Consider the following 22,479-nt stretch of genomic DNA (forward strand, 5'->3'; position numbering starts at 1 on the left):
GCAACAAAAGTTAGTTTGTTTTAAGCTTACTTAATGAATCCTAATGATAAATTAAGAGCATATCCATATACCAGAATTACTAGCTTAAGGTAAACAAATAAAGCAATAATGACAACATCCCAAATAGCATAATAATTTTATACATAACGCTAATATGATGCATATCCTTTTTAGTTTTAGCCTTAAAAGTTTTAATAGACGTGTACATTAACGGCCCCACAATAAAAATTAAAAAATAGCCAACCGCTATGGGGTGTTTGTATAAGTTGGAAACCACATAGAAAACAACCCCCATTAAAGGAAATAAACTTAATCCTGTTAAAATGTTTTTTGAGCGTGCTCTACCAATTGCAATGGGTAAGGTGTTTAGGCCGGCTTTATAGTCGCCATTAATATCTTCAATGTCTTTTGCTATTTCCCGTAATAGATTTATTAAAAATGCAAAAATAGCATAGTCCAAAATCACTTTAAAAAAAACAGTTTGAAGGTCTTGATTGGAAGTAGTCATTACCGGAATTAATTCGAAAATTCCAACAATAATAATACTTAAAGAAACCAAAAAAGAAATAACAATATTACCAACCAAAAGTGTACCTTTTAAATAGGTGGCATACACATAAAGCAAAATAGAAATAAGCACGAATATGGTAAAAAACGGAGCGCGACCTACAAGGTGCGATAAGTAAAAGCCAGTACCAACACCAATTACATTAAAAAATATAAACAGGGTATAGGCTGTTTTTTCAGAAATATGTTTGTTAATTATAACGCGGGTTGGCTTGTTTACCAAATCGGTTTCCACATCGTAAATATCGTTAATAATATTGCCTGCAGCAGCAATACTAATAGTCGCTAAAATTAAAAGGGTAATACCTAAACCATCTAAACTTGTTTCAACACCAAAAGGTTCCAAAAACGCATATTTAATGAGGAGTTGCACCAGGGCAATCATCAATAAATTTTTCCAGCGTATAAGGTTTAATACATTCAAAACTTAAAGGTTTGATGCTAGTTTATTAAAAAAGAACTTTATAAAAAAGAATATAGGAATAGCAAGAATAACAAATAGGACTATAGTTTTTTGTGTTCTAATTTTTTCTTGTTTTCTAATGTTTTCTTTAATGGCTTCTTTTTCAGCCTTACTAAGTTTTTTATGAAGAAAATTGACTTTGTGATGATAAAATGTTTCACTATCAAGTTTTTCTTTTAGACTAGAAAATGCTTTAGTGGTGGTTTGATTAAAAACACTTTGGTTGTTGCCAAAACCAATATATCCAAAACCAGTGCTATGTCTTCTTTGTTGTCTAGCCAAAACGTTAATTAATCATATTTAGCATTAAAATTACCATTCCATTTACTTTGTACCTTCATCACTTGCTCAATAATATCTCTAACAGCACCTTTACCACCTTTTTTATGAGAAATATATTTAGAAACGCTTTTAATTTCCGGAACAGCGTCCTGGGGACAACATGGTAAACCAATAATTTTCATTACAGGATAATCCGGAATATCATCACCCATGTATAAAACGTTTTCAGCTTTTATGTTCTTTTTACTAAAGTATTCATTAAGCTGTTCAATTTTATTATGAGCGCCTAAATAAATATCAGTAATCCCCAAGCCACTTAATCTTATACGTACACCTTCGTTCGACCCTCCCGAAATAATACACACATTAAACCCTTGGTCAATAGCCGATTTTAAAGCAAATCCATCCTTAATATTCATGGATCTTAGCAATTCACCGGTGGAGGTTACGGTTACAGTTCCGTCGGTAAGTACGCCATCAACATCAAAAATAAAAGTGCTAATGTGTTCTAAATATTCCTTATAACTTTTTTCTTCCATGCGTACGTTTTATAGAGTCTGTAAGCAATTCGTAAACTACTTTATGGTGCTCGTTATCTAATTGTTTTAAATGCTTTTTAATAGTTTTTTTGTCGTTCCGTTTTGCAGGCCCAGTTTGCGCTTTAAACGGCGACATATCTTGAATTTTATTTGCCGTTTCCATAATCAATGGTTTTAGTAAATCGAATTCGGCACCTTCACTTTCGGTAATTTCATGCCCAATGCGGTATAGTTGGTTTGTGAAATTATTTACAAAAACAGCCGCTAAATGCAACACACGCCTTTGGTCGCTATTAATGCGTTTAGTTGGGCTGCCCAAACTAACTGCTACTTTTTTTAGTAACGGATAGCTTTTTTTATCAATGGTTTCGATACAAATAGGCACATTGGTAAAATTTAATTTAGCCGCTTTACTAAAACTCTGTAATGGATATAAAACACCACGTTTTAGTTTCATATCCAAATCGTAAACACTTACACTCCCTGAAGTATGAACCACTAGTTTATCTTCAAACGGCAAGCTGCTCGAAAGCTCAGAAATAGCATCATCACTAACGGCAATAATGTACAAGTCGGCGTCCTTTAAAGCTTCTAAGTTATCGGTAACATCAACCAAATGACTATACTGTTGTAAACTAGAAGCGTTCCGGTTATACCATTGCACCACGGAAACATCGTTGGTTTTTTCAAACCCCTTAAATAAATGTGTGGCCACATTGCCAGCACCTAAAATTACTACTGAAATCATGTTGCAAAAGTACTAATGAATTCTCAAAAAAAGACAACCAAATTATTTATTTTTGGGCGCATCCTAAAAGGGTCGGACTAGGAGCCTGTCTAGAGCAAATTCGAAATGCTAGAAGTCCTCGCACCTCATACGTCGGACTATGGGCCTTAATTCATGGTTTTTGTTTTTTTATAAATGAATTCATGTACATAAATGTGTCACAGCTATATTTTACGCGGTTATTTGCTAGAGTAGTTTTAAGCCTAGGTCTCATAATTAATTTATAATAGACAGTCAAAATATTTGTTTCTTGTAATAAATAGTATTCAACCTAGAAAGCCTTGGCGCCTTAGCGGCTATGCGAGATATTCTTTCTAAATCCCAAATAATCCTAAAAATATATGTCTAACATTTTTAAAGCTTTTGCACCTCTACAAGAAAAAATAATTTAATTTTACAATACCATGAAAACAGATATTCAAACTCGAGAAGATGTCGCTTTATTAGTTACTTCATTTTATAAAAAAGTGAGAGTGCATGCCGTTTTAGGTCCTTTTTTTAATCATGTAATTAAAGATTGGGACGCTCATTTAGAAAAGCTAACTACTTTTTGGGAATCTAGCCTATTTATGACTCGTAAGTTAGATCATAAATACCACGGGGATCCATTGGCGGCGCATGTTAAAGTTGATAAAGATAATAATAATAGTATTTCTGAATTGCACTTTGGACTTTGGTTAAACTTATGGTTTGAAACTCTAGAAGAACTTTTTGAAGGCGAAGTTGCCGAAAACGCTAAACGTCGGGCCCGTAAAATGGGATCGTTTCTGTATTTGAAAATTTTTGAAGCTAGAGGGAAGTAATGCCTAGTTTCATGGACAATTAGATATGATTTTTTTTATTCTTTTTTAGTGAAAAAAACCATGCTTTTAAATATGATAAAAACGTATGCAGGTTTTTATAATTTTACTTTCGTTTTTTTACTTTTAGTATTCCTTAATTAGCTTGCTTTTTTAGAATACTTTAACACTTCAAAATAAACATTAATCCTTAAATTTGCCCAACCTTACAAAAGGGTAATTATTATGCAAAAAAAGCTAGCCAATATTTTATTTTCAACAAAACTTACTGCTGTTTTATTTATTGCTTTTGCTGTTGCAATGGCAACCGGAACAATTTTAGATGCAGGACAAGAAACATCTCCAACACCATACACCAGAAACTTGATTTATAATGCCTGGTGGTTCGAAGCTATTATGGTGTTTTTTATTATCAATTTTATTGGTAATGTTTTTAGATTCAGGCTTTACAAAAAAGAAAAATGGGCAACGTTTATTTTACATGGCGCTTTCATTTTTATTTTATTAGGTGCTTTTATAACGCGTTATGCTAGTTTTGAAGGTATGATGGCTATTCGAGAAGGAGCAACCGAAAACACGTTTCTTTCTCAAAAAACATATATTACAACTTATATAGATGGTGATTATAAAATTGATGGTGTGCCACAACGTTTGCCTATTGAAAGTGAGGTTGATTTTTCTGGACGTTTAGAAAACGATTTTAGAATTGATACCCAATACGGTGAGCAACCAGTAACTATTGAGTTAGAAAAATTTATAGTAAGTGCCGAAGAAGATGTTATTCCAAATGAAAATGGTGAGGAATATTTAAAAATTGTTGAAGCCGGCGGTAACGGTGCGCATAATCACTTTTTAAAAGTAGGCGAGCAAGCCAGCATTCATAATGTTATTTTTGCTTTAAATAACCCAGCTAAAGGGGCTATTAATATTAATTATACCGATGCTGGTTTAACTATAGAGTCGCCATTTGAGGGGTCTTACATGACTATGGCAACAAGAGCAGAAGGTCAATTGATAAAAGATAGTATACAGCCTTTAGTTTTAAGATCGCTTTATAAAATAGGCGATATGCAAATGGTGTTTCCCAAACCCGTTATTAAAGGTGTTTTCGATGTGGTTCAAAAAGCAGAATTTCTTAAAAACGACGAAGATGGTTTGGTTCTAAAAGTGACTACCAATGGTGAAACAAAACGTGTTGGTTTATTAGGAGGTAAAGGCACAAACAGTAGCTTTAAACAAATACAAGTTGGAGGTTTAGATTTTGCTTTTAAATATGGTTCTAAAGTTCTAGACTTACCATTCTCGATAAAACTTAACGATTTTGAAGCTGAACGTTACCCTGGTACCGAACGAGGCTATTCGGCATATTCAAGTGAAGTAACCGTTATAGATGAAAGAAGCGAAAATTATGATTATAAAATATTTATGAATAATATTCTAGACCATGATGGGTATCGATTTTTTCAATCGGGATTTGATCCGGACGAAAAAGGGACAATTCTTTCTGTAAATCATGATTACTGGGGGTCTTTAATTACTTATTTAGGCTATTTTATGTTGTACTTTGGGTTAATGGCTATTCTGTTTTCTAAGCATTCTCGATTTGGAGAAATTAAACGCCAGTTAGAAAAAGTAAAAGCTAAAAAGGAAAAATTAATTACTATTTTGGTGTTGTGTTTTAGCTTAAACGCTATGGCGCAAACACATGAGCATCATGAGGGCGATGGTCATGACCATTCTCAGCCTACAAAAGCCCAAATAGATTCTATTCTTAAAGCTAATATTGCACCTAAAGCGCATGCCGATAAATTTGGTCATTTAGTGATTCAGGATTTAAGCGGACGAATGATGCCCATTAATACCTATGCATCAGAAATGCTTCGAAAATTAAGTAAACATGATACGTATGCTGATTTTGATGCCAACCAAGTGTTTTTGTCTATTCAAGAAAGCCCAATGCTTTGGTATAATGTGCCTATTATTTATTTAAAACCTAAAAAAGGGGATTCTATTAGGCATCTTATTGGTGCTGAAAAAGATGCTAAATATGTACCGTTAGCAGATTTCTTTTCAGATAGAGGAGAGTATAAATTAGCTCCATTTTTGGATGAAGCTTATAAAGCGCAAGTGCCTAATGGTTTTCAAAAAGAATTTAAAGAAACCGACCAGCGTGTTAATTTACTATATAATACTATCGAAGGGATGTCTTTAAAGATATTTCCAATTCCTAATGATGAAAATAACAAATGGATTTCGAACTACGATTATAAAAAAGATACTTCTATAATTAAAGATTCGTTGTATTCAAATTTTGTAAACAATGGGTTTAGAGCCTATTTATATACTTTAAATCAAGCAAAACGTACTGACGATTTTAGTGAAGCTGATAAATTATTGGAAGCTTTTAAGAAAACACAACATCGTTATGGGGCTGCGGTGATGCTTAGTGATGGTAAAATAAACACCGAGGTTCTTTACAATAAGTATGATATTTTTAAGAAACTTTATAGTTGGTACATGTATGCTGGTAGTTTAATGTTTGTTTTGTTAATTATGCAAATATTTAATAGTAAGCGCAAGTTTGTAAATGTATCGGTTACGGTTTTAAAGTTTGTAATTTTAGGGTTGTTTTTGTTACATACGGCAGGATTAATTGTACGTTGGTACATTTCGGGTCATGCACCTTGGAGTGATGCTTATGAGTCTATGATTTATGTGGCATGGTCTACCATGTTATTTGGTTTAATTACTGGGATAAGTAAGAAAAAATTAGAGCAGGAGAAATTATCTGAAGCGGTAGTGCCTAAATCGGCAGTAATGGCTTTTGTTAAAGATATATTTAATAGAAAAACATCTAACCTTACTATTGCGGCATCCGCTTTTGTTACGGCTATGATTTTAATGATTGCGCACTGGAATTGGATGGATCCGGCTATTGCAAATTTACAACCTGTTTTAAATAGCTATTGGTTAATGATTCATGTGGCGGTAATTGTGGCGAGTTATGGGCCGTTTACCTTAGGAATGATTTTAGGTGTGGTTTCATTAATACTTATGATTTTTACCAACAAGGCTAATAAAGCTAAAATGGATTTAAACATTAAGGAGTTAACCATTATTAATGAAATGGCCTTAACGGTTGGTTTAGTAATGCTTACCATTGGAAACTTTTTAGGTGGTATGTGGGCCAACGAAAGTTGGGGACGTTATTGGGGATGGGACCCTAAAGAAACTTGGGCGCTTATTAGTATTATGGTATATGCTTTTGTAATACACATGCGATTGGTTCCGGGACTTCGTGGACGTTGGTTTTTTAACCTAATGTCTATTGTAGCGTTTGCTAGTATTTTAATGACGTATTTTGGTGTGAATTTTTACTTAGCAGGTTTGCATAGTTATGCTAGTGGCGACCAGATTGTGAGTGTTAAGTTTATTAGTATTGCCTGTGGTTTGGTAGCTGTATTAGGGTTTTTTGCCTATCGTGGCTATGCTAAGTTTTATAAGAAGTAAGTCACTTATTTTTCTATAGGTTTTTATTTTAACTAGGCTAGATAACTGCAGATGGATGACTGTTTATGGCAAGTTGTAACCCGCGTTAGGGATTGCAGTGAAAAGCCCACAGCCCGACGTAGGAGGAGCGAGGACTTGTAACGGAAAGCTCGACCCTTGTGGTAACGCCCTAATTTATTTTTCTATTAAAGTTAAAACGTACTCGTAGCTTATCCCGAAGGCTATGGCTAACCCAAAACTTAAGAGTGTACCTATTAGGATGTATTCGGTAAGTTTGCGGTCTTTGGCTTTTGATAAATCGCCGAAACGGAATACGGATTTTGCGGTTATTAAAAAACCTACGCCCTCCCAATGGTTTGTTACGATAAACATGAATACAAATAGACGTTCTAGGATGCCAATGTAGGCACCGGCGTCGGCTAGAGAGGCTTCTTTATTATACTCTGATAAATCCCATTTTGAAATTATGGTTTTCATGATAATAGATGATACATTGGTAATGCCTAGTAAACAGGTTATAAATAATAGAGTTTTTGGCGTAAATAAACTATCGATTGTGATAGGGTAGGGTTCGTAAATTTTTGTAACAAGCGCTATTACTACAATATGTGCTAATTGATCTAACCCAAATAATATGCGGTTGTTTGTTTTAGTTTTAAGGTGAAGCTTTATAACGTCGATTATATAATGTGAAATAGGTATGATTAATAGGGCTAGCCAATATTTAAAATTGAATTGTAGCAGTAGTATTAATACTAGTAAATGCACTAATATATGCCAGTATAAATATTTGGATTTATGTTTATGGGTTTCTTTGTGTTCTACCCATTTATAGGGCTGAAACAGGAAATCGCCAATAACGTGTGCAAGTATAAATTTTAAAGCTAATGCTAACATAGGCTTTGTATTTGAGAGGTGTAGTACTGTAGTAGTTTTGAAATTTCGTCGTAACCTGCTCGTTTTAAGCCTTGGCTAATATTGCCTTGAGTTTTGTTTAAAATATTAGCTATTTGGTTTTGGTTTAGGTTGGGGTTCTCTAAAGTTGTTTTAACGAGAATTGCTGAGGTACTAGACCAATTGTTTATTGTTAATTGCGCCAATTCCAACATAATATTTATAGTGGTATTTAAGGGCTCGAATGGCGATTTTATGGCCAAAGTTGTTTTTTTTAAGTTTTCGAAACACTCGCCAGAATTTACAAAGGCACTTCCGTTAGATTCAGTTATGTTTGGAGAGTTATAGGTTTTGTCGCCTATACCAATAGCGAGCCTAACATCTATACTATCGAATTGTTTTATGGTAGCTTTAATAAGTATACATGCATGTAAGGCTTGGTCTGGTTTGATTTCTAGTTGAAAGCTATCGCCTCTATAAATATCCCAATTTAAAGGTGTAGTACCAAAACTATTTAAAATAGATTTAAGTGCTTGTAGCCATTTTTTAGGGTCGCTTTTTTTAGAGTTTACTATATCACCTGTTATTATACTAGTCATAAAATTTGTAGCAAATTACATTCAAAGGTATTAATTATTATTGTAATTAACAATTTTATTATCTTAAAAGCTAATAAATTAAAATATTATCTTATTAGCTAATATTTATCATTATTAGTTTATATGCTTATATGTTTAGTTATTAGTTAAATCCGTACTATTTCAACATTACAATTTTAAAAAGAACCATTAGCATAAGGCGTTTAGAGTATTTTTTTTGTTAAAAGGAGTAATAAAGAAAATTACAATCTAATATCTTTGCATCAGAACATAATAAAATAAAATGATGAAATTATTTAAAGAATTTAAGGAGTTTGCTGTTAAAGGTAATATGATGGATATGGCTATAGGTATTATAATTGGGGCGTCTTTTAATAAGGTGATAGATGTGTTGGTTAAAAAAGTATTTCTTCCGCCATTATCTTTATTAACCGATGGTGTTAATATGCATAACAAACGTCTTATATTGCGAGAAGCCGTAAGTGATGCTAGCGGTACGGTTGTTACTGGAGAGGTTGCTATTGGTTATGGCGCATTGGGAGAAGCGTTTTTAGACTTTTTAATTATTGGTTTTACCGTTTTTATTGTTGTTAAGTTTCTTAACAGGCTTAAAAACAAATCGCATGATACCCAAGATAAAACCGTCGTTACACCAAAGGATATTGAGTTATTATCAAACTTAAATGAATTGATGGAAGAGCAAAATGCCTTATTAAAAGCAAAGCAATAGTACAAATTAAAAAACTTTAGGGGATTTTGCATTCTAAAAAACCGATGTAGTATTATGGCAAAAAAGGGTAGAGAAAAGAATACGAAAAATAAAGCGAAGCATTCTAAATTGATGGCTCAGAAAAAAAATAAAATAAAATCTGAAACCCAAATAAGGAAAGAACGGCTTAAAAGTATTATTAAAAAAATGCAAGAAAAATCAGATGGTAAAGAATAAAAGCTATTTTTGATGCTTAAAATTGACTAATCATCCAAAATTGTGGACAAACTTATTATAGTCTTTTTGTGTTTTTTATTTAAATACATTTGATATTTTATTAAACTTAATGTCATTAAAATCTTTAATAATCATATTCGCTTTAGAGTAGTCTTGGTTTTTAGAGTGAAAACTATCAAAGCCAACACAATAAATACCAGCAGCCTTTGCAGCTATAATCCCGTTAGTAGAATCTTCAATAACAATACATTCTTCTTTTTTTAAACCTGTAGCAGCTGCTGCTTTTATGAAAATTTCTGGATGAGGTTTAGATTGTTTTAAATCGCCACCACTTAATTTTGCAATAAAATATTGGTTTAAATCAAAACGTTCAAAAATTTGATTAATACTGGTCATTGCTGCCGATGAGGCTAAAACTAAAGTCAGTCCGTTTTTATGATAATCTTTAATTAAATCTAATACACCATCAATAAGTGTTAAGTCCGAATTGCTATAAAAAAAGTGTTTATAATACTTACGTTTTAAGGCGACTAAAACTTCAGGATCCTGGTCCAAATTAAAGTGATCGCATAATCGTTTGCAAATATTAATGGTAGATTGCCCTGTAAATGATTCGTAAAGCTCTGTTGAAACTTCAATTCCAACTTCATTAAACATATCATGATAGGCTTTATTGTGCATGGGTTCACTATCAATAATAACCCCGTCCATATCAAAAATAACGGCTTTGAGCATATAACATTTTTTTGCGAAGATATAAGATTGTCATTTAAATGCCTAACGGTTCATGTAGGAGTGTTAAATTCAGTCAAATCTTTCAAAAAAATGTATTTTGACGTAAAAAAATGTATTATGTCGAAAAAAAATACTAAATTGGCTTTCTGAACAGACAGAAAACATCTAGAAAACTAATATCTATTTTTGAAATTAAATGAGTGACGATAAAAAAATAAAAATTCTATTTATTGATGATGATAAGGCTACTAATTTTTTAAATAAACATTTGGCTAAAGGTCGCGAAAGTATTGAATCTATTTATTTAAAACATAGTGGATTTGAAGCTATAGAATTTCTTCAAAATTGTACAAAGGATACTGAAAATATACCAAATTTAATTTTTTTAGATATAAATATGCCAGCAATGAATGGTTGGGAGTTTTTAGAAGAATTTTATGAACTTGATGAAAACTTAATTAATAAAATTAAAGTTATTATTCTATCCTCATCTGATGATCCAAGAGATTTAAAAAGGTTTGAAAATAATGGCAAACTATTGGATTTTTTGAGAAAACCATTAAATGTACAAGCTTTAGTTTCTGTATTGGATAAAGTTTAAAGTTTATTTTGAATGTTATAAATATGGGCAAAATACTTTTAGTGGACGATGATAAGGCAACAAATTTTTATAATCAAATTATTTTAAAAAGAAATAAAGTTGATTATGAAATAAAAGTGTTAGAAAATGGCTTAATGGCAATGGAGTATATCCAGGGAAATACACTGCCAGATTTTATTTTTTTAGATATTAATATGCCGGTTATGGATGGTTTTCAGTTTTTAAAGGCCTACGAAGGTTTTCTAAAAGGTGAAACAAATAATACTAAAATTTATGTCATGATGAGTGTAGTTTTGTCTTTAGAAAAGCTTCAGGAATTAGAAAATTACAAGTATGTAAAAGTTTTAAATAGTAAAATGTTAACCAATTCACAGATTAATAAAATTTTAAAAACCTAGAAGTCAATAAAAAGCTTTTATAAATAATTCCCCAAATTATCGATTTAATGAAAGTTATAGTTAAAATTTTAATAAGTTTACTAAGACTATTTTTATATAAAATACAGCGTTTTAATTTCAAAATTTCAAAATTAAATGCTTCATTTTTATTTGTGGTGTTTTGCAGTTTTGTTTCTTTTGCTCAAGATGCCGAATCTTCTGATAATATCTCTATTGAAGACCAACGCTCCTTTATGATTTTAAATTTATCGGAGCAGGTTAGATGGCCTAATGTAGAAAGTATAGAAACATTTAAAATTGGTGTTTTAGGAACAGAGTCTATTTATAATAATCTTACTAAAGTTTCAGAAGAAAAGCGGCTTTTTGATAAGCTTATTGATGTCAGTAGAATTAAAGGTATTGGAGAAATTCAAAACTTTAATGTCATTTATGTTAATACAGCCTACGAGTATTTAATAAAAGATATTCTAGAGGCGACAATTGGAAATAGAATTTTAATTATTACAGAAGGCTACCCAACCAATTCTTCAATGATTAATATGGTGCAAGTAGGCGATACTTTTAGTTACGATATTAATAGAATGTATTTTAGAGAGGCCAATCTTAAAATGGTTTCTACTCTAGCTAGTTATGCTGTAACTTCAACAGAGCTTAAAGAAAAACTTTATAAAAAAGCAGAGCAAAAATTGTATGTGGTTAGTAGGGAAAACGATCAACAAAAAGAAATTATTAAAGAGCAGATTAAAACGATTGGTAGTCATATAGATAGTTTAAATAAAAAGGAAGAAGCACTTTTAGAAAAGGAAAACTCTATAAATTCTTTATTTATAGAAAGCGAATTAAAGAATAAAAAGTTAGAGGAAGTTTTATCGATAGAAAGAGAAAATGAACGGAAAATTAATGAGCAGGTAGCTAGATTAAATTATCAACAAAATAAAATAGATTCTATAAAGATTCAAATTCTATACCAACAAAAAATATTAAACGATCAAAGTAGTGATATACAAGAAAAAACAGCAGTTTTAAAGGAGAAGAATATTATAATAGATACGCAAAGAAAGCAAAATATTGTACTATCAATCTTGTCTACTTTATTGCTAATATTAAGCATGTCTTTATTGGTAGCTTACATAAAGAACAAAAAATTAAATATTCGATTAAATGCACAACATATTGAGATAAACGAACAGTCTAGACAATTATCATTAAAAAATAAAGAACTAGAGCAATTTGCATATATAACAAGTCACGATTTACAAGAGCCTTTAAATACCATATCTAGTTTTATAGATATAATAAAAGATGAGTATGAAAGTAAGTTTGATGACGATGGTGTACAAATGCTTGGGTTTATTAAAGAGGGTAGTGTAAGAATGAAAAAGTTAATTGACGAGCTTTTAAAATATTCTCGATTAGGGCGATCTAAGGAATACGAAGATGTTAATTGTATGCCGCTTTTAGATGTTTTAACAAGTGACCTTCATAATACGATTAAAAACTCCAATGCCGAAATAAAGTATGATGCTTTACCAATAGTAAAAGGTAATGAAACAGAATTACGCTTGTTATTTCAAAATCTGATAACTAATGGTATAAAGTTTAGAAATCCAAATACAAAACCTATTATAAATATAGCGTGTAACGAGGTTCGTGAAACAGATAGCATATTAAAAAAAGATCAAAAATTTTGGGTGTTTTCTGTTTCCGATAATGGTATTGGAATAGCTAAAGAATATCAAGATCGGGTATTTGATATATTTCAACGTTTGCATTCACGTTTGGAGTATGAAGGTTCTGGTATTGGTTTAGCCCATTGTAAAAAAATTGTGGAAGCACATTCAGGTAAAATATGGTTTACATCTGAAAAAGGTGAAGGAACTACTTTTAGTTTTTCCATTCCAATGGAAGGTTAGACATGTAAAGCAATTCTCATTATTAAAAAGTATTGAAGTGTAGTTTGTTATTCTTAACTTTGTATAGTTAAAACTAGTCTCCTTAATACCTTTCCTTAAAACCAAAACTATCAAGAAGTCAGCTCAAATACACCCAAATAACAAGCATAAATTAGGATACAATTTAGATGTATTAAGTGAATTCTTCTCAGGATTGGCACCGTATGTTTTTGTAAATAAATATGAAAAAAAAACTATAGATTTTGCGAATCCGCATGCGGTAAAAGCACTTAATACGGCTTTGCTTTTTAAATATTATAATATTGGGTTTTGGGAGTTTCCTGAAACTAATTTATGTCCACCAATTCCAGGGCGAGTAGATTATATTCATCATATTTCCGATTTATTAAAATCCTCAGAAATTACAGGTAATATTAAAGTCTTAGATATTGGAACTGGTGCTAGTTGCATTTACCCGATTTTAGGACACGCAGAATATAACTGGAGCTTCGTTGCTACAGATATTGATAAGGATTCTTTAAAACATGCTCAAAATATTATTACTAAGAATAAGCTTGATCATGGTATTGAACTTCGACTTCAAAGAGAGGCGTCAAAAATATTTCAAGGTATTTTAAAGGATACCGATAGGTTTTCGGTGGCTATTTGTAATCCACCATTTTTTAAATCGGAAGCCGATGCTTTAGAAGCTAATGCTAGAAAGCTTAAAGGTTTAAATATGGATGATTTAAAGCCTATTAGAAACTTTTCTGGTACCCAAAATGAGTTGTGGTATAAAGGTGGTGAAAAAGCGTTTCTGCATACTTATTTATATGAAAGTTCGCTGTTTAAAGACCATTGCGAATGGTTTACAACCTTAGTTTCTAAAAAGGATTTGGTAAAAGGCATGTATAATTCGCTAAAAAAATTAGGGGCTACTAATATTAAAACTATAAGTATGGGACAAGGCAATAAAATTTCACGTATTGTAGCGTGGACGTTTAAATAAAAGGAGAAATTTTAATGGCTATTCTTAAATAAAATTTAGCTTATTTTTTTTTCTTTCTATGATCTGTTTTTATAAAAAGTCCGGCTTGTAGTCTATGTAAGTTTAAACCGTTTATTTTTCTGTTTAAATACCCTAATTGTACATTGCAAGATTTTGAAATGTTAAGGCCTAAAGCGGTGTAAAACCTGTTTTCTGTAAGCATATCACTTTGAATGGTTGCTAAAAACTCGTTATTCAATCTAATAAATAAACTTTTATTTAAGTTTATTTTGGTGCCTAACCTGTATCGTAATCGGTGAGACGTGCTTTTAAAATCGTATTTATGGAAAAAGCGCTGTTCTGCTCTAAATCGATGATCTATAGGGAGATTTGAAATTTTATGTTTAAAAGTAACCTGTTCAAATATTCTATTTTCGTAAGTATGTGGCTTGTCGGTATAAAAACCGCCATCAATATCTCCATATCCATAAGCTAAAGTTGTGGTTAACTTTGGAGATACATGATAATTTAAACCGCCATAAAGCAGAATGAAATTAAAGTTTTCTGTTAATTCGAACATCCAAACTTGAGAAAGTGTACTTATACTCAGTTTATCGGATACACGATGTGTGCCTGCGTAAGTAAACCATGAGCCTATTTTTTTCTCTTGGTTAGATTGAGCGTAACCATTACAAACAGAAACACTTAGTAGTATGAAAATTAGTAAATACTTCATAATTTATGCTTTTAAAACAACTAGAATTTGAAATAGGATAAAATATAAAAGGAGCTCAAAATATAAGAGCTCCTTTTACCATTAAATAAGAACCTATTAAAAGTGTTCGTTTAAATGATGATGTTCATCAATTAGTGGTCCACCTTCAATAATTTGATCAGATGCATGTTGAGCAAATTTCTCAAAGTTTAAGTGGAATGAGTGTGCTAAGTGAATAGCTTTCCCAACATAAGCTCCTTTTTGTAGCCAAGTGTTCATAGGGTCTAAAATCTCTGAAGGTACACCTGGACAGTATTTTGGCATATATAAACCAAATATAAAGTTTTGATGGTAATCTACATTGTCTAACTCACCATTAAGAATAGCAGTTATCATAGCTCTTGTATATTTTAATTTTATACGAGATCCAACACCGTAAGGTCCTGCGCTCCATCCTGTGTTAATTAACCAAACGTTTACACCAGCTTCGGTCATTTTTTTACTTAGCATTTCGCCGTAAACTGTTGGGTGTAATGGCATAAAAGGTTCGCCAAAACATGCAGAGAATGATGGTACAGGTTCAGTAATTCCTGCTTCTGTTCCAGCAACTTTTGCGGTATACCCCGAAATAAAGTGATAAGCTGCTTGTCCTGGAGTTAATTTGGATACTGGAGGTAAAACACCAAAGGCATCACAAGTTAGGAAGAAAATATTCTTAGGATTGTTAGCATAAAGCGTTTCTTGAATATTATCAATATGATGAATAGGGTAGCTTACACGCGTGTTTTGAGTAATGCTACTATCAAGATAATCAGGTTCTCCATTTTCTTTAAAAACCACATTTTCAAGAATAGCACCTGGTTTAACAGCTCTAAAAATGTCTGGTTCTTTTTCTTCAGATAAGTCTATTACCTTGGCATAGCAACCACCTTCAAAATTAAAAATGTTATTGTCTGCTGTCCAACCGTGTTCATCATCTCCAATTAACTTACGTTCTGGATCAGCCGATAAAGTTGTTTTTCCCGTACCCGATAATCCGAAGAAAATAGCAGTGTCTCCAAATTTACCAACATTAGCAGAACAGTGCATTGGTAATACATTACGTTCTGTAGGTAAAATCAAATTTAATGCAGAGAAAATACCTTTTTTCATTTCTCCAGTATAAGCCGACCCTCCAATTAATGCAATTTTTTGGGTAAAGTTCAGTATTGAAAAGTTTCCTTGACGAATACCAAAATCTTTTGGGTTAGGACATTCATAGCCCGGAGCACATAGAATTAACCAATCTTCTTTAAAGTTTTCTAATTCATTTACACTAGGTCTTAAAAACATATTATATACAAACATGTTAGACCAAGGTAATTCGGTAACAGTTCTAATATTAGTTCTGTATTCGGGATCTGCACATACGTAGCCATCTCTAGCATAAATTTCTTTTCCAGAAAGGTATTTAGTGATTTCGTTTTTTAATTTATCAAAGTTTTCAGAGGTAACAGGTTTGTTTGTTTTACCCCACCATACTTTATCTGCAGTATAATCATCTTTTACTATAAAACGATCTTGTGGTGAACGTCCTGTAAATTTTCCAGTTTTTATTGCTAGGGTGCCATTAGCTGTTTCTTTCCCCATTCCTTTATCAACTGTGATTTTTTGTAATTCCTCTGGTGATAAATTCCAGTTAACCGTCACATCTTTTAATCCGTATTGCTCTAAGCTTGGATTTTTTGTTTCTGTTGTTTCCATTTTTATTGAATTTAAAGGTTCCTATTAATTATTATTAAAATGGCCATATTACTGGCACAAGTATTAGTGTTATTATGAAAAAAATAAATAGCAGTGGTGCGCCCACTTTTAAATAGTTCATGAATTTATATCCGCCTGCCGTCATTACCATGGCATTAGTTGTTGTTCCAATGGGTGTTAAAAAGGCTGTCGATGCACTTATAGCCACAACAATCATAAATGGAGCAGGTGATAGGTTTAATGAGTTTGCTGCTAATATGGCTATTGGAGCCATTAATACTGCTGTAGCAGAGTTATTTATTACCTGACTAAATGTTGTAGTTAGTAAAAAAACACCTCCCAATAATAGTACAGGGTGAATGGCACCTAAATAATTTACAAGTCCGTTTGCAATTAATTGAGCGGTTCCTGTTTTTTGAAGCGCAATACCCATGGGTATCATAGCTGCAATCATTACAACACTGGTCCAGCTAATGCCTTTATAGGCTTTGGAAATAGGTACACAACCAGTAAGTAATACCACACCTGCAGATATTAAGGCTGCTATAGATCCTGGTACGATTTTAAAGACCATAAATATAATCATGAGAATTAAAGCGCCTAATGCTATAAATGATTTATGGTTTAGGTTTTCTACGTTTTTAGCCATCCCCTCAGGACTACCAATAATTATCAAATTTTCATGTTGTTTTTTTAAATCGTCAATATGTTCCCAAGTACCACGAATTAAAAATGCATCGCCAGGTTTAATTGTAATCTCTTTATCTAAAACAGGCTGTCTGTTTCTAGAAATGGCCAGAAGTTGTAAATTAAAACGATTAAAATACGTGCTTAAATTATACTTTCTGCCTACTAACATAGAGTTAGGGTTTACTATAACCTCGGTCATACCAACCTCCTGATTTATTAAGTTGTTTTTAAGCTCGTCTGTAATAGGCTCAAGCGGTAAAAGCCCTAGCCTGAACGTAATCATTAATCGGTTTATATCCTCTGTTTCCCCTTTTACAGTTATAATATCGTGATACAGAAATTCTGTATCAGGATCTGGGAATTCTATAAATTGTGGTATTTTTTTCAATACACTTGGATGTCTTCTTTTTATTCTGATAATAGATATATTAAAGTTTTTTTCAAGCTCCCAGGTATCTAACTTGGTGTTTAATAATGGCGATATAGATCTTACACGTAATCGGTAGTATCCATTATGAACTTTATAGGCTTCAATCCAGTTATGCAGTGTAGATTCTATATTTACGGGTTTGTTATTGGTTTTGTTTTCAGGTAAAAGTTTATAACCTATATATCTAAAGTATAGCAGTGCGACAATGAGTAATGGTAAACCAATAAGCGCGAATTCAAAAAATGAAAATTCTTCAAAACCAGCTTCAGCTAAAGCATTACTAGCAATAATATTTGGAGGTGTTCCTGTTAATGTAAGTAAACCACCTGTATTCGATCCAAATGCCACAGGCATTAGCATTTTAGATGGGAAGGTACCAATACTCCAAGCTGATGAGATTGTAAGCGGCATTAAAGTAGCAACGGTACCTGTATTACTAACAAAACCAGATAAAACACCTGCACCAAGCGTTATAATTACTAATAGCTTAGGTACACTTTTTCCTGCCCATTCTACAAACTTTTTACCCGCTAGGGCTGTCCAACCAGTTTGAGCAATACCTTCTCCTATTATAAACAAGGCAGCAATCATAATAACTGTAGGATTACTAAAACCACTTAAGGTTTCTTTAGTATCTAAAATACCTGTTAAGAATAAACTTAACATTGAAATTAATGCAACAATATCTGGTGTAAACTTTCCCCAGACGAAGAGACCAATAGTAATAATTAAAATGGTAAGCATTAAATAGATCATATCTTGTAATTCTTTATTAGCTTTGACTGCTATAGGGTTCGTAATAATTATAGAGCAAAACTACTTTGATTATCCTGTTAGAATTATGACTAATATCATGCTTTGAGTAAAGGCGTTATTTTTAAGTATTTAGTATATTTAGGATAAAAAAATTAAAGAAAATGCTAACGAATACGTTTTCGTTATGTGAAGTTTTACGATATTCTATGTTTTAGCTGAATAAAATGATTTACAGAAATGTGAAATCGGAAAATAAAAATAAATTTATATAAGAAATATCCATATTTAAAGTTCGTAATTAAGGACAATATTATATAGGTGCTATTTGTGACAATAAAAAAAATAAATATAAACACATGAAATTAGATGTTTTAGCCTTTGGAGCACATCCTGATGACGTAGAATTAGGTTGCGGTGCAACACTAGCAAAAGAAGTTGATAAGGGTAAAAAAGTTGGCATTATAGATTTAACTAGAGGAGAGTTAGGTACACGTGGTACTGCCCAAACTAGAGACGAAGAAGCTTTTAATGCCGCAAAAATATTGGGGGTTAGCATGCGCACTAATTTAGAATTTGCTGATGGATTTTTTGTTAATGATAAAAAACACCAATTGGCTATTATTAAAATGATAAGAAAATATCAGCCAGAAATAATATTATGCAATGCCATTAATGATAGGCATATTGACCATGGTAAAGGCAGTAAACTTGTAAGTGATGCTTGTTTTTTAAGTGGTTTAATTAAAATAGAAACTAAAGATGATGGTGAAATACAAAAGCCATGGCGACCAAAACATGTTTACCATTATATACAGTGGAACCATATAGAACCAGATATAGCTGTTGATGTTACTGGATTTATCGATAAAAAAATGGATGCTGTTTTGGCGTATAAAACTCAGTTTTTTGATGCAAATAGTAAAGAACCGCAAACTCCTATATCTAGTAAGAACTTTACAGATAGTATAATTTATAGATCTAGAGATTTAGGTAGATTAATAAGTGTAGAGCACGCAGAAGGTTTTACTGTGGAGCGTTATGCAGCAGTTGATAGTTTGTTCGATTTAAAGTAGTTAGGGGTTTTAACTATTTTTTTTTCATTTTTAACTAAAAATTTTAAAAAAAGTCTTTGTTATAAAGAATGAAATCAATTACATTTGCACACGCATTACAGAAATGTAGTTGCATGGTAGGTTTTAACTTAATGGTTAGAGCGTTCCTCTTGAAAAACTTTTTAATAGGTTTTTAAAGAAAAAAACATGGTGGTTGTAGCTCAGTTGGTTAGAGCATTGGTTTGTGGTACCAAGGGTCGCCGGTTCGAATCCGGTCTTCCACCCAAAAATAAAAGCCTTTCAAGAAATTGAAAGGCTTTTTTTGTGGTTTTAACTTTGTTTTTAATCCACTTTAATACGTTCTGCTCTATTAGCGAGTTCCCATGCTGTATGGAAAATAAGTTTAGCACGAGTTTCTAAAAAGGCATAATTTATTTTGTCTGGAGTATCCGATGGTTTGTGGTAATCGGCATGTGTTCCATTAAAATAAAAAATAACAGGAATGTTGTTTTTTGCAAAGTTATAATGATCCGATCTGTAATAAAAACGATTAGGATCGTTATCAGCATTATAGGTGTAATCAAATTCTAAATTGAAATATGTCTTATTAACATCTTCCGATATATCGTGTAATTCTTTACTTAATTTATCAGACCCAATAAGGTATAAGTAGTTTTTACCACTAGCTTCATGTTTTGGGTCAACACGTCCAATCATATCTATATTTAAGTTTGCAACCGTATTTTCTAAAGGGAAAATAGGGTCCTCATCGGCATAATAGCGCGATCCGTAAAGCCCAATTTCTTCACCTGTAACATGTAAAAATACAACAGTGCGTTTAGGTCCTTTTCCATCTTTTTCGGCTGCTTTAAAAGCTTCTGCAATTTCTAAAATAGCTACGGTTCCAGAACCATCATCATCTGCACCGTTATTAATATCGCCACTTCCAGATACCCCAATATGATCTAAATGTGCTGAAATAATAATAACTTCATCTGGTTTTTCTTTTCCTTTTATATAGGCAATTACATTTTCAGAATCTTTTATGTTTTTACCAAAGTAACTCGCAGGAATTTCTTGAAAATAATCATCCTTAGCAATTGGAGAAGGAATGTTATTAGATTGATAATTACTTTTTATAAACTCTATGGCCTTTTTTTGTCCTGGTTCGCCAGTTTTCCTGCCTTCAAAATCATCAGAAGCATAGGTGTAAAGCATAGTTTTAAGCTCGCTAGCTGTAATGGTGTTAGCGTAAGTTTCTGGCGTTATATCTTTTTCTGTATTGGTTTTATTTTGTGAAGAGCTGCAAGACGCTAATAGTAAGTTCATACAAACTAAAATGGCTAATTTTTTCATGTTTTAGTCTTTTTTTTAAATACGATATTACAAAATAGTTTTTATAGACTTCTAATTTTCAGTCCAATTTAACAATTCATTTGCGGTATCCGTGGCGATTTTATGTTCTAGATAAACGATTCGTAAGGGAATTACGAATATCCGTTTGGCTCACTTTTCTAATTAAGGATAATCTATTTTATCTGGTGTAACCGATACTTAATGCTAATCGTTAGGTTCGCAATTATAATAGAAAATAACAAAAATATTAAGCAATGTAAAGCTGCAAGTGTATTTTGAATATTACAATATCCTAAGTTTTAAAATAGATTCTAACCAAGTAATTAAATAGGTTGTCAATAAATTTATTGTAGTTTGAGCAGTTAGTAATTACATCAAATTACCATCAAATTATTTTGATAGAGTGGCTATATATAGCTTACTAGTTTCAATAAAACTAAGGCTACTAAAAACATTTAAGAATAAAGTTACGTTCTACTCAAATGAAATATCTTCTAATTCAGATTCGTCAATCTCAATGTCTAAGCCTTCTAGTTCTTCAATAGATGCCTCTTCTAGTTTAACTTCTTTAGCCTCAATAGCATCGGTGTTTGCAATTTCTGTTGTTGTAAAAATGGCTTTATAAGTGGTAACCGCTAATGCAACAATGGTTAATAAAAACGTGAATTGAATAATTTTTTTTGTCTGGCCTGATTTTTTAAATAAATAAAAGGCTATTATACCAAATATTAAGGCTGCTATTGCTGGAAATATGGCCAAGTTCGAAATAGGTAAAACAGAAAAAATAACCGAAAATATAGAGGCTATTAGTGCTAAAATTGTAAATACTTTTTTCATTTTAATATGTTTAGTGTTTTAAGCCAGAAGCAGATTTAAGTTTTAACTCGCCTGTGCCAACAGGAATTTTGAATTGTACATAAACAGGAATTTTATTTTCATCGGCAGAAAGCCACATGGTTCCGTTTACTTTGTTATTACTAGCAGAACCCATAGATAACTTATAGCAAGTCCTTTTTCCTAATGTTGTAGATATGGTTTCTTTTCCTAAATAAGTCACTTTAGCTTTTATCTCTTCACGATCAAATAAAATAGTAAATATTTTACTTGTTCCTGGACTTAGGTTTGTTAAATCGAAGGTTCTTATGGTATATAAAGTCGAGATAATATCTTTAGTATCAGCACCAATAGTTACTGTTTTTTTCTGCACCCAATTGTTTTTCTTGGTTTGTACTGTTTTAACCGTATTGGTTTTGTGGCTAAACGTGTATTTCATGTTTTTAAAATAGCTACCTTCATTGATTTCGCGGTTATGTAAGTATGGTGTTAAGGTTTTCGGACTCACATAAGTTTCATATAAATCTCTAATTTTAAAGAAACTATCCCATTTACTATAGGTGAAAGCTCTACATTTTAAGCGTAAAAGTGTAGCTTTTGATGTTTTAACCGTGCTAGTTTCCATTGTGACTTCGGCCAAATCAGTTAAAACTCCAGACATGTTATAAGACGCTGTATAAGTAAGTTTTTCATTTGTGCCAATAGCGTTATTCTGCGCATTTATTGTTATTGAAACAAAGAATAATAACAAAAAAGAGATACGAATCATAAAATATAGTTTTGGTTATAACGTCCTATTAATCATTTATTGTGCCGAAAATACAATCCTTATAATTATTATGCTAATTTATTATTTTTTTGAGGTATTCGTTTACTGATTTTTATCATAGTTTTTTAGGGTT

Annotated in this window: 22 protein-coding genes and 1 tRNA gene; 10 read left to right on the top strand and 13 right to left on the bottom strand. The window is 31.9% G+C overall.

From position 1 onward, the window contains the following. Positions 1-79 precede the first annotated feature (79 nt). From ABJM36_RS12530 to ABJM36_RS12545, 4 genes are read right to left on the bottom strand one after another with little or no spacing between them, the layout of a single operon-like run. Complete coding sequence (locus tag ABJM36_RS12530) at positions 80-991, bottom strand: geranylgeranylglycerol-phosphate geranylgeranyltransferase (RefSeq protein ID WP_348451839.1); 912 nt, start codon at positions 989-991, stop codon at positions 80-82. Positions 992-994: 3 nt separating this feature from the next. After that, positions 995-1,312, bottom strand: a complete 318-nt coding sequence (locus tag ABJM36_RS12535; protein WP_348451840.1) for a hypothetical protein — start codon at positions 1,310-1,312, stop codon at positions 995-997. Between the two features lie 8 nt (positions 1,313-1,320). After that, on the bottom strand, positions 1,321-1,851 hold the full coding sequence (locus ABJM36_RS12540; protein WP_348451841.1) for an HAD-IIIA family hydrolase: 531 nt from the start codon (positions 1,849-1,851) through the stop codon (positions 1,321-1,323). Continuing rightward, positions 1,832-2,599 (bottom strand): F420-dependent NADP oxidoreductase, encoded by a 768-nt coding sequence (locus ABJM36_RS12545; protein ID WP_348451842.1) that lies wholly within the window; start codon positions 2,597-2,599, stop codon positions 1,832-1,834. The genes ABJM36_RS12540 and ABJM36_RS12545 overlap by 20 nt, the downstream gene beginning before the upstream one ends. Positions 2,600-3,042: 443 nt before the next feature. Between ABJM36_RS12545 and ABJM36_RS12550 the strand changes: the two genes are divergently transcribed. Then, the gene (locus ABJM36_RS12550; protein ID WP_348451843.1) at positions 3,043-3,441 is read left to right on the top strand and encodes a group III truncated hemoglobin; all 399 of its coding nucleotides are present in this window, start codon (positions 3,043-3,045) and stop codon (positions 3,439-3,441) included. Positions 3,442-3,663: 222 nt separating this feature from the next. Then, positions 3,664-6,948, top strand: a complete 3,285-nt coding sequence (gene ccsA / locus ABJM36_RS12555; protein ID WP_348451844.1) for a cytochrome c biogenesis protein CcsA — start codon at positions 3,664-3,666, stop codon at positions 6,946-6,948. A 174-nt stretch (positions 6,949-7,122) separates the two neighbouring features. On the opposite strand, the gene ABJM36_RS12560 is transcribed toward ccsA, so the two are convergent. Next, positions 7,123-7,845, bottom strand: a complete 723-nt coding sequence (locus ABJM36_RS12560; RefSeq protein ID WP_348451845.1) for a DUF3307 domain-containing protein — start codon at positions 7,843-7,845, stop codon at positions 7,123-7,125. Continuing rightward, the gene (locus ABJM36_RS12565) at positions 7,839-8,441 is read right to left on the bottom strand and encodes a transcriptional regulator (protein WP_348451846.1); all 603 of its coding nucleotides are present in this window, start codon (positions 8,439-8,441) and stop codon (positions 7,839-7,841) included. The genes ABJM36_RS12560 and ABJM36_RS12565 overlap by 7 nt, the downstream gene beginning before the upstream one ends. 286 nt (positions 8,442-8,727) lie before the next feature. Between ABJM36_RS12565 and mscL the strand changes: the two genes are divergently transcribed. Together mscL and ABJM36_RS12575 are read left to right on the top strand one after the other, a co-directional pair. After that, a complete protein-coding gene (gene mscL / locus ABJM36_RS12570; protein ID WP_348451904.1) occupies positions 8,728-9,171 on the top strand; it encodes a large conductance mechanosensitive channel protein MscL in 444 nt (147 codons plus the stop codon). A 54-nt stretch (positions 9,172-9,225) separates the two neighbouring features. Further along, positions 9,226-9,387, top strand: a complete 162-nt coding sequence (locus ABJM36_RS12575; protein ID WP_348451847.1) for a hypothetical protein — start codon at positions 9,226-9,228, stop codon at positions 9,385-9,387. Between the two features lie 75 nt (positions 9,388-9,462). Here ABJM36_RS12575 and ABJM36_RS12580 read toward each other — a convergent pair whose 3' ends face one another. Further along, the gene (locus ABJM36_RS12580) at positions 9,463-10,122 is read right to left on the bottom strand and encodes an HAD family phosphatase (RefSeq protein ID WP_348451848.1); all 660 of its coding nucleotides are present in this window, start codon (positions 10,120-10,122) and stop codon (positions 9,463-9,465) included. Positions 10,123-10,318: 196 nt separating this feature from the next. Here ABJM36_RS12580 and ABJM36_RS12585 point away from each other — a divergent pair, with 196 nt between their 5' ends. From ABJM36_RS12585 to rlmF, 4 genes are all read left to right on the top strand, one after another. Continuing rightward, positions 10,319-10,723, top strand: a complete 405-nt coding sequence (locus tag ABJM36_RS12585; RefSeq protein WP_348451849.1) for a response regulator — start codon at positions 10,319-10,321, stop codon at positions 10,721-10,723. 23 nt (positions 10,724-10,746) lie between these two features. Then, the gene (locus tag ABJM36_RS12590; RefSeq protein WP_348451850.1) at positions 10,747-11,121 is read left to right on the top strand and encodes a response regulator; all 375 of its coding nucleotides are present in this window, start codon (positions 10,747-10,749) and stop codon (positions 11,119-11,121) included. A 47-nt stretch (positions 11,122-11,168) separates the two neighbouring features. After that, positions 11,169-13,034 (top strand): YfiR/HmsC family protein, encoded by a 1,866-nt coding sequence (locus ABJM36_RS12595; protein ID WP_348451851.1) that lies wholly within the window; start codon positions 11,169-11,171, stop codon positions 13,032-13,034. Positions 13,035-13,161: 127 nt separating this feature from the next. Continuing rightward, a complete protein-coding gene (gene rlmF, locus ABJM36_RS12600) occupies positions 13,162-14,022 on the top strand; it encodes a 23S rRNA (adenine(1618)-N(6))-methyltransferase RlmF (RefSeq protein ID WP_348451905.1) in 861 nt (286 codons plus the stop codon). A 40-nt stretch (positions 14,023-14,062) separates the two neighbouring features. Here rlmF and ABJM36_RS12605 read toward each other — a convergent pair whose 3' ends face one another. The 3 genes from ABJM36_RS12605 to ABJM36_RS12615 form a co-directional block, all read right to left on the bottom strand. Beyond that, positions 14,063-14,737 carry a DUF2490 domain-containing protein gene (locus tag ABJM36_RS12605; protein ID WP_348451852.1) on the bottom strand — a complete coding sequence of 225 codons (675 nt, stop codon included), beginning with the start codon at positions 14,735-14,737 and terminating at the stop codon, positions 14,063-14,065. Positions 14,738-14,833: 96 nt separating this feature from the next. Next, complete coding sequence (gene pckA, locus ABJM36_RS12610; RefSeq protein WP_348451853.1) at positions 14,834-16,459, bottom strand: phosphoenolpyruvate carboxykinase (ATP); 1,626 nt, start codon at positions 16,457-16,459, stop codon at positions 14,834-14,836. A 34-nt stretch (positions 16,460-16,493) separates the two neighbouring features. After that, on the bottom strand, positions 16,494-18,335 hold the full coding sequence (locus tag ABJM36_RS12615; protein ID WP_348451854.1) for an SLC13 family permease: 1,842 nt from the start codon (positions 18,333-18,335) through the stop codon (positions 16,494-16,496). Between the two features lie 356 nt (positions 18,336-18,691). On the opposite strand from ABJM36_RS12615, the gene bshB1 reads away from it, so the two are divergent. Continuing rightward, positions 18,692-19,408: a bacillithiol biosynthesis deacetylase BshB1 gene (gene bshB1 / locus ABJM36_RS12620; protein ID WP_348451855.1), complete on the top strand. Its 717-nt coding sequence runs from the start codon at positions 18,692-18,694 to the stop codon at positions 19,406-19,408. Positions 19,409-19,596: 188 nt separating this feature from the next. After that, positions 19,597-19,672 (top strand) — tRNA-His (locus ABJM36_RS12625). A 57-nt stretch (positions 19,673-19,729) separates the two neighbouring features. On the opposite strand, the gene ABJM36_RS12630 is transcribed toward ABJM36_RS12625, so the two are convergent. The 3 genes from ABJM36_RS12630 to ABJM36_RS12640 form a co-directional block, all read right to left on the bottom strand. Then, positions 19,730-20,743, bottom strand: a complete 1,014-nt coding sequence (locus ABJM36_RS12630) for a M28 family metallopeptidase (RefSeq protein WP_348451856.1) — start codon at positions 20,741-20,743, stop codon at positions 19,730-19,732. Positions 20,744-21,217: 474 nt separating this feature from the next. Then, a complete protein-coding gene (locus ABJM36_RS12635; protein WP_348451857.1) occupies positions 21,218-21,580 on the bottom strand; it encodes an FUSC family protein in 363 nt (120 codons plus the stop codon). Positions 21,581-21,590: 10 nt separating this feature from the next. Then, positions 21,591-22,346: a DUF3108 domain-containing protein gene (locus ABJM36_RS12640; RefSeq protein ID WP_348451858.1), complete on the bottom strand. Its 756-nt coding sequence runs from the start codon at positions 22,344-22,346 to the stop codon at positions 21,591-21,593. Positions 22,347-22,479: the final 133 nt, after the last annotated feature.

Origin of the sequence: Algibacter sp. (assembly GCF_039977455.1) — a bacterium.
Lineage (GTDB): Bacteria > Bacteroidota > Bacteroidia > Flavobacteriales > Flavobacteriaceae > Algibacter_B.

What these genes read in the sequence shown, in the direction of transcription:
- ABJM36_RS12540 (WP_348451841.1), bottom strand. Translation starts at nt 1,851, where the DNA reads ATGGAAGAAAAAAGTTATAAGGAATATTTAGAACACATTAGCACTTTT.
- ABJM36_RS12545 (WP_348451842.1), bottom strand. Translation starts at nt 2,599, where the DNA reads ATGATTTCAGTAGTAATTTTAGGTGCTGGCAATGTGGCCACACATTTA.
- ABJM36_RS12550 (WP_348451843.1), top strand. Translation starts at nt 3,043, where the DNA reads ATGAAAACAGATATTCAAACTCGAGAAGATGTCGCTTTATTAGTTACT.
- ccsA (WP_348451844.1), top strand. Translation starts at nt 3,664, where the DNA reads ATGCAAAAAAAGCTAGCCAATATTTTATTTTCAACAAAACTTACTGCT.
- ABJM36_RS12560 (WP_348451845.1), bottom strand. Translation starts at nt 7,845, where the DNA reads ATGTTAGCATTAGCTTTAAAATTTATACTTGCACACGTTATTGGCGAT.
- ABJM36_RS12565 (WP_348451846.1), bottom strand. Translation starts at nt 8,441, where the DNA reads ATGACTAGTATAATAACAGGTGATATAGTAAACTCTAAAAAAAGCGAC.
- mscL (WP_348451904.1), top strand. Translation starts at nt 8,728, where the DNA reads ATGAAATTATTTAAAGAATTTAAGGAGTTTGCTGTTAAAGGTAATATG.
- ABJM36_RS12575 (WP_348451847.1), top strand. Translation starts at nt 9,226, where the DNA reads ATGGCAAAAAAGGGTAGAGAAAAGAATACGAAAAATAAAGCGAAGCAT.
- ABJM36_RS12580 (WP_348451848.1), bottom strand. Translation starts at nt 10,122, where the DNA reads ATGCTCAAAGCCGTTATTTTTGATATGGACGGGGTTATTATTGATAGT.
- ABJM36_RS12585 (WP_348451849.1), top strand. Translation starts at nt 10,319, where the DNA reads ATGAGTGACGATAAAAAAATAAAAATTCTATTTATTGATGATGATAAG.
- ABJM36_RS12590 (WP_348451850.1), top strand. Translation starts at nt 10,747, where the DNA reads ATGGGCAAAATACTTTTAGTGGACGATGATAAGGCAACAAATTTTTAT.
- ABJM36_RS12595 (WP_348451851.1), top strand. Translation starts at nt 11,169, where the DNA reads ATGAAAGTTATAGTTAAAATTTTAATAAGTTTACTAAGACTATTTTTA.
- ABJM36_RS12605 (WP_348451852.1), bottom strand. Translation starts at nt 14,737, where the DNA reads ATGAAGTATTTACTAATTTTCATACTACTAAGTGTTTCTGTTTGTAAT.
- pckA (WP_348451853.1), bottom strand. Translation starts at nt 16,459, where the DNA reads ATGGAAACAACAGAAACAAAAAATCCAAGCTTAGAGCAATACGGATTA.
- ABJM36_RS12615 (WP_348451854.1), bottom strand. Translation starts at nt 18,335, where the DNA reads ATGATCTATTTAATGCTTACCATTTTAATTATTACTATTGGTCTCTTC.
- bshB1 (WP_348451855.1), top strand. Translation starts at nt 18,692, where the DNA reads ATGAAATTAGATGTTTTAGCCTTTGGAGCACATCCTGATGACGTAGAA.
- ABJM36_RS12630 (WP_348451856.1), bottom strand. Translation starts at nt 20,743, where the DNA reads ATGAAAAAATTAGCCATTTTAGTTTGTATGAACTTACTATTAGCGTCT.
- ABJM36_RS12635 (WP_348451857.1), bottom strand. Translation starts at nt 21,580, where the DNA reads ATGAAAAAAGTATTTACAATTTTAGCACTAATAGCCTCTATATTTTCG.
- ABJM36_RS12640 (WP_348451858.1), bottom strand. Translation starts at nt 22,346, where the DNA reads ATGATTCGTATCTCTTTTTTGTTATTATTCTTTGTTTCAATAACAATA.